Annotated in this window: 5 protein-coding genes; 3 read left to right on the forward strand and 2 right to left on the reverse strand. The window is 64.7% G+C overall.

Annotated elements, in window-relative coordinates:
- Positions 1 to 161: 161 nt before the first annotated feature.
- The gene (locus KIH78_RS09640) at positions 162 to 1,886 is read left to right on the forward strand and encodes an alpha-N-arabinofuranosidase (protein ID WP_219132178.1); all 1,725 of its coding nucleotides are present in this window, start codon (positions 162 to 164) and stop codon (positions 1,884 to 1,886) included.
- A 280-nt stretch (positions 1,887 to 2,166) separates the two neighbouring features.
- Here the strand turns inward: KIH78_RS09640 and KIH78_RS09645 are convergent, their stop codons facing one another.
- Positions 2,167 to 3,495, reverse strand: coding sequence for an ABC transporter substrate-binding protein (locus tag KIH78_RS09645; RefSeq protein ID WP_219132179.1), 1,329 nt, complete (start codon positions 3,493 to 3,495; stop codon positions 2,167 to 2,169).
- Between the two features lie 258 nt (positions 3,496 to 3,753).
- On the opposite strand from KIH78_RS09645, the gene KIH78_RS09650 reads away from it, so the two are divergent.
- A complete protein-coding gene (locus KIH78_RS09650; RefSeq protein ID WP_219132180.1) occupies positions 3,754 to 4,773 on the forward strand; it encodes a LacI family DNA-binding transcriptional regulator in 1,020 nt (339 codons plus the stop codon).
- A gap of 691 nt (positions 4,774 to 5,464) precedes the next feature.
- Positions 5,465 to 6,430, forward strand: a complete 966-nt coding sequence (locus KIH78_RS09655) for a family 43 glycosylhydrolase (protein WP_219132181.1) — start codon at positions 5,465 to 5,467, stop codon at positions 6,428 to 6,430.
- A gap of 518 nt (positions 6,431 to 6,948) precedes the next feature.
- Here KIH78_RS09655 and KIH78_RS09660 read toward each other — a convergent pair.
- A partial coding sequence (locus KIH78_RS09660) for a carbohydrate ABC transporter permease (protein WP_219130735.1) occupies positions 6,949 to 7,343 on the reverse strand: 395 nt, incomplete at its 5' end.

A 7,343-nucleotide genomic window follows, 5' to 3' on the forward strand; every position in this document is an offset into this window, starting at 1 on the left:
GTTGAGGCCTTCGGCCACCTCACTTCTGTGACCGGTCACATTTGTAGTATAGTCCTATCTGTAAGTGCTTACAATCCGCGTGTCGCACCGGAAACCGCCGATGGCGGCAACTACGCTCGGAACCGGCACAGCACCCGTCATCGAAAGACAAGGAAGCAGCCATGACCACCACGCACGCACCATCCAACGCGCCACGCACCGACGCACCGCACGCACCATCGCATACGTCGTCAGCCATGCACGCATCACACGCCACCCCGCACACCGCACCGGACACCATCGTCACCATCCCCACCACACCCGTGGCGGACGTGCCGCCGCGCCTGTTCGGCTCGTTCGTCGAACACCTGGGCCGCTGCGTGTACGGCGGCATCTACGAGCCGGACCACCCGAGCGCGGACACGGACGGCTTCCGCACCGACGTGCTCGACCTCGTCAGGGAGCTCGGCGTGACCTGCGTGCGCTACCCGGGCGGCAACTTCGTCTCCAACTACGACTGGGAGGACGGCACCGGCCCACGCGAACAGCGCCCCGTGCGCCGCGACCTCGCCTGGCACCAGACCGAGACCAACGAGATGGGCATCGACGACTTCCACCGCTGGAGCCGAAAAGCCGGCACGGAGATCATGCTCGCCGTCAACATGGGCACCCGCGGCCTCAAGGCCGCGCTCGACGAGCTCGAATACGTCAACGGCGCCCCCGGCACCACGTGGGCCGACAAACGCGTCGCCAACGGCATCCCCGAGCCGATGGACATCCGCATGTGGTGCATCGGCAACGAGATGGACGGCCCCTGGCAGGTGGGGCACATGACCGCGGACGAGTACGCGACGGCCGTGGAGAAGACCGCGCACGCGATGAAGCTCGCCGAGTCGGGCCTCGAACTCGTGGCATGCGGATCCTCCAGCGCGCACATGCCCACGTTCGGCACGTGGGAGCGCACCGTGCTCACGCGCGCCTACGAGTATCTGAGCTTCGTCTCCGCGCACGCCTACTACTTCGACCACGGCCACAAGACCCGCGACCGTGCGGGCATGCGCGAGTTCCTCGCCTCCGCGGAGGACATGACCACGTTCATCGCCACGGTGGCCGCCTGCGCCGACGAGGCGCGCGAGGCGAACCACGGCGACCACGACATCGCGCTCTCGTTCGACGAGTGGGGCGTGTGGTATTCGGACAAGTGGAACGAGCAGGAGGCCGCGTGGAAGGCCGCCGCGTCGGAGGGCCTGCACCACGAGCCGTGGCCGAAGGCGCCGCACCTGCTGGAGGACGTGTACACCGCGGCCGACGCGGTGGTCGAGGGCTCGCTGATGATCACGCTCCTCAAGCACTGCGACCGCGTGCGCTCCGCCTCCCGCGCCCAGCTCGTCAACGTCATCGCGCCAATCGTGGCCGAACCGGACGGCGGTCCCGCGTGGCGTCAGACCACGTTCTGGCCGTTCGCCGAGGCCGCGCATCACGCGCGCGGCGACGCCTACGCGCCCGCAATCGACGGGCCGTCCATCCATACCGCAACGTACGGCGACGTGCCGGCGGTCGACGCCGTCGTCACCTGGGACGCCGACGCGTGCGAGGGCCTCGTCCTCGCCGTGAACCGCGACCTCGACGCCGCGCACGACGTCGCCGTCGACCTTGCGTCGCTTGCGTCGACGTCCGACGGGTCCGGCACGTCCGGCACGTCCGGCACGTCCGACGACGACGCGACGGGCCGCGTCGTCGTCACCGCGGCGCACCTGCTGCACGACGACGACATCTACCGCACCAACACGGCCGACGACCCCGACGCCGTCACGCCGCGCCCGCTCGAGACGTCCGTCGACGACGCCGCCCGCGTGACCGCGTCCCTGCCGCCGGTGAGCTGGGCCGCCATCCGATTCACCATGTGAATCGCCTCGTGGGCGCGACGGACGAGCGGAAGGACGCACGAAAGGGCGCGACGGACGAGTCCCGTCGCGTCGACGGCCCCGCACGAACGGATTCCGGACAACCGTCCTCCGCACACGTCCCCATACAACAGGAGAGGGCCGGGCTTCCAAACGGAAGCCCGGCCCGAGAAGGAGATGCGGAAGAAGTCTTGCGTTGTCGTGGGAGAAGAACCGGCCGGATGGTCACGCGCGGGAAGGAGATCGCCACGCCCGATCATCCGGACCGGACATCATGCGGGGATCAGCCCTCCTTGACGGTGAAGCCCTGATCCTTGCCGTACTTGACCAGGGAGTCCTGGAAGGCGGCGAGGCCCTTCATCAGCGTGGTGGACTTGTCGGTGTAGGCCTTGCCCACGTAGTCGCCGTAGGTGGTGTTGGCCTGGCCGGAGAACGGCAGGAAGTCGAAGCTGTTGGTCACCTGGCTGGCGGCCTCGGCGAGCACCTTGTTGTATTCCTGTCCGCCGAAGTAGTCGGTGATCTCCTGGGAGCCCTTGAGGAACTCGTCGGACTTCAGGGATTCCTGATCGGCCGGGAAGGCGCCGCCGTCGGTGCGGATCTTGATGCCTTCCTTGTCGTGGTTGACGAAGTCGATGAACTTGAAGGCGGCGTCGGCGTTCTTGGAGGCCTTGGTGATGGCCAGCGCGGAACCGCCGTTCTCACCGTTGTTCGGCTTGGAGGCGTCCCAGTTCGGCTGCAGGGCCACGCGCATGTTGCCCTTGGCGCCGGCGGAGTTGGAGACCAGGTTGGCCGGCATCCAGGCGCCTTCGAAGATGGAGGCGATGGTGCCGTCGGCGATGCCGCGGTTCCACTCGTCGGCCCAGGTGGCGACCTTCGTGTTGATGAGGTCCTCGTCGATCATCTTCTGCCAGAACTCGGCGACGGTCTTGACCTCCGGATCGGACTTGAAGTTGATGGTGACGTTCTCGCCGTCGGTCTTGTACGGCTGGGCGCCGGCCTGCCACAGGAAGGCGGTCATGACCTTGATGTCGCCGGTGTCGGCGGTGATGTAGTAGCTGTCGCCGAGGGCGCGGATCTTCTTGGCGTCCTGGTAGTACTCGTCCCACGTCTTCGGGGCCTCGGTGATGCCGGCCTTGTCGAAGGTGGCCTTGTTGTAGAACATGGCCTGCGGGCCGGAATCCATCGGCAGCGCGTAGACGCCGTCGCCCACGTTCACGGAGCTCCAGGTGCCCGGGGTGTAGAACTTGTCGTAGCCGGAGGTCCTGTCCTTGATGTTGAGCAGGTTCTCCTGGCCGATGACGTACTGCGGGATGGACATGTACTCGATCTGGACGACGTCCGGGATGCCGCTGCCGGCCTGGATGGCGTTGTTCAGCGAGGTGACCGTGGTGTCCGCCTTGCCGGTGTTGTTGAAGTCGACCTTGATGTTCGGGTACTTCTTCTCGAACGCCTTGATGACCGGCTTGAGCGTGGGCTCCCAGGCCCAGAGGTTCAGCGTGACGTCACCATTCGCATCGCCGTTGCTCGCAGTGGACGATCCGCATGCGGCCATGGATGCGATCATCGCGGCGGCACCGACCAGCGCCACCGTCTTCTTCATCGAGAACTTCATGTCTCTTGCCTTTCTCTTCCTTGAGGCTTTCGGCCAACACACCTTGTGACCGGTTACAGAAAACACTATACACTGGTGTGTGACCGGTCACAACCGCGTGTCGCACGCCGAAGGGCACGAAGGCGGACAACGAGGACGCGCACGCGTCACACGGAACGTGACCGACGGACAGCACGGCATCGGGCGCCGACGCGACGAAGCGCCCCGAGGAAACGCAAGAGGACGGCGAACATGACGGCATCGCATACGATGGCATACATGGCAACGGCACCGAAGAAGGCAACGATCCGAGACGTGGCGAAACTGGCCGGCGTCTCATACGGCACGGTCTCCCGCTACCTCAACGGCAGCGAACACGTCTCCCGGGACGCGTCGAAACGCATCGCCGCCGCCATCAAACAAGCCAGATACACGCCGAACAACGCGGCGCGATCCCTCGCCCAACAACGCACCCTCACCGTCGCCCTCATCATCCAGGTCGAATCCAACGAGACCATGGTCCAATCCAGCGTCTCCGAGGCGATGGTCGGCGCCAACCAGGTGCTCGGCGACGCCGGATACCAGATGGTCACCCTCATCGCCAACAGCAGCGAATCCACCAGACGCATCGCACAACTCGTCAACAGCGACTTCGCCGACGGCTACCTGCTGTTCTCCCTGAGCGAGGACGACAGCCTCGCCAAGACGTTCCTCGCCACCGCACGGCCCGTCGTCCGATCCGAGGTGAGCGACCGCGGCGACCTGCCGTACCCCGCCATCGACTTCGAGAACCGGGAAGGGCAACGGGCCATCACCCGCTACCTCCTCGACAAGGGGCGCTCCGACCTCGTCTACATCTGCGGCCCCGGCTACTCGCCGTCCGCGCTCAACCGACTCGACGGGTTCAAGGACGCCGTCGGGGACGGGTACGACGAACGCCGCGTCTACTACGCCGATGACTGGGAGATCACCAGCGGCGAAATGGCCGCCGTGGAATACCAGCCGATGCTCGACCACATCGACGGATTCGTCTGCGCCAACGACAACATCGCCATCGGCGTCATCAACCAGCTCACCCGGTTCGGCAAACGCGTGCCGGAGGACATCGCCGTCACCGGCTTCGACGATTCGCCGCTGGCCGTGCTCTCCAACCCGAAACTCACCACCGTGCGGCAGGACTCGCAGCTCCACGGACGGGCCATGTCGGAGACGCTGCTGCGCATGCTGCGCGGTGAGGACGTGGAATCGTACTATGTGGAGCTGCTGCCAACGTCCATCGTGGAGCGGCAGTCCGCCTGAGATGGGGGAGCGGCGTTCGGTGGAGGAGCGGCTCGGCGGAGGAGCGGGACGGCTCGGGGCCGTTTGTCGCGGGAACAAAGCCGCCACCGCGACAAACGGACACTCAGAGTGAGCCGGAGGCCGATTGTCGCGACAGCAATCCCGCCACCGCGGCAATCGGCCGTCAAGCATTAGCCAACGGCCGATAATCGCGGAAGCAGAGCCGATATCGCGACAAACGGACGCCCAACACCACCAAGAGGCCGAATATCGCAGAGACGGACACCACACCGCGAACATCGACCGCTAAGAGTCACCCAGAGGCCGATAGCCGCGGAAACAGAGCCGATATCGCGACAAACGGACACTCAGCACCACTCAGCGGCCTATAGTCGCGACAACAACCCCACCACCGCGATTTCCGGACGCTGGAAGTCATCTGGAGGCCGATAGCCGCAGAGATAAGGACTTTATCGCGATTATCGGCCGCCAAGCACCACCCGGAGGCCGAATGCCGCGGAGGATAGACCTCACCGCGATTATCGGCCGCCAGGCACCTTGACGGAACATCAGTCGGAGACACGACGAACGACGACGACCTGACTATTCCCTGAAGGTTATAGAATATTCTGTAAGCGGTTACAGCCAAGTTGGCCACCGGATGTCATCCGAGTTGCCGACCGCTTGCCTCTCCCACGAAAGGACCATCATCATGACCACTCGATACGGCTCGTTCCTGCCGCACGACAGCAACGGCGACGTCGCCCAGCTGCACGGCATCGGTGTTCAGCGATTCGGCGACCTTTGGTACGCCTACGGCGAGAACAAAGTGAACGGCAACCTGTTCCAAGGCGTCCACTGCTACACCACCACGGACTTCACCACGTGGAACGCGCACGGCATCGTGCTCGACGTGCAGGAGGACGGTTCCGCCCTGGCCGCGGACCGCATCGGCGAACGTCCCAAGGTGCTGCACTGCCCGAAGACCGGCCAGTACGTGATGCTCATCCACGCCGAAAGCCCCGACTACGGCTACGCACACATCGGCGTGGCCGTGGCGGACAACCCGCTCGGCCCCTTCGCCTTCCAGACCACCATCACCTGGCGCGGCTACCTGAGTCGCGACATCGGCGTCTTCCAAGACGAGGACGGCACCGGCTACGTGATCTCCGAGGACCGCGACCACGGCACACACATCTACCGCCTGTCCGACGACTATCTCACCCTTGTGGAAGACGTGGCGTGCGAACGCGCCACCGACTACCCGTACGGTCTGGAATCGCCCACCATCGTCAAGAAAGACGGTCTGTACTACTGGTTCGGTTCACGTCTGACCGGCTGGTTCACCAACGACAACATGTACTCCACCGCCACCGATCTGCACGGCCCGTGGAGCGAATGGCACGCCTTCGCGCCGACCGGCACGCAAACCTACGATTCCCAGGTGGACATCGTGATTCCGCTGGACGACGACCCGTTCCACAGCGAACGGTTCCTGTTCATCGGCGACCGTTGGTACAAGAACGACCTCGGCAACTCGCCGATCGTACAGCTGCCGATCAGCATCGACGGCGGCATCGCCTCCATGCGGTGGGATGACTCCTACGAGGGTTCCACGCATCGCGAGATCCCCGATGATCATGAGCCGATCACCGACCCGCACGCCTATATCTCGTGATTGAGTGACCGGATAGGGCAGTGCCGCGATTTTCGGCCACTGGGAGTGAGCCAGAGGCCGAAAATCGCGGGCACGTACGCCTTAGCGCGAATATCGGCCGCCGAGAGTCATCCAGAGGCCGATAATCGCATCAATGGGTACTCACCGCGATTTTCGGCCGCCGAGCGTCAGTCAGAGGCCGAATATCGCGGCAACAACCTCATCACCGCGAATATCCGCCGCTGAGAGTGAGCCAGAGGCCGATTGCCGCGGGAATAGAGTCCCCACTGCGGTTTTCGGCCGCTGACCACCGGTAAGCGGCCGATTGCCGCGGAAGCGGACGCCTTAACGCGAATATCGGCCGCCGAGAATAATCCAGCGGCCGAATGTCGCGACGGCAGCCCCGTCACCGCGATTTTCGGCCGATACGAGGAAGGCCGGTCGATGGACGTCATGCCCATCGACCGGCCTTCGCTCCGTATTCGCTTATGCATCCGGTCATGCCCCGGTCGTGCCCTGCGGCCGCCGAAGCGCGCCCGTCATTCCTTGACGGCGCCGGCGGCGAGGCCGGACTGCCAGTACTTCTGCAGGCACAGGAACGCGATGACCAACGGGATGATCGTGATCAGCGACCCCGTGATGACCAGGTTCTGGATCGCCTGGCCGCCGGCAGTGCTGGCCTGGTCCTTCCACTGGTTCAGGCCGATGGTCAGCGGATACCAGTCCGCGTCCTTCAACATGATCAACGGCAGGAAGTAGTTGTTCCACGTCGCCACGATCGTGAACAACGCCGTCGTCACGATGCCAGGCGCCAACAAGGGCAAGCTGATCGTCCAGAACGTGCGGAACTCCGACGCCCCATCCACGCGCGCGGCCTCCAGCAGTTCGGTCGGGACGGCCTGCTCGCTGAAGATCCACATCAGATACAAACCGA

It is taken from the genome of Bifidobacterium saguinibicoloris (assembly GCF_019331725.1).
Classification (GTDB): Bacteria; Actinomycetota; Actinomycetes; order Actinomycetales; family Bifidobacteriaceae; genus Bifidobacterium; species Bifidobacterium saguinibicoloris.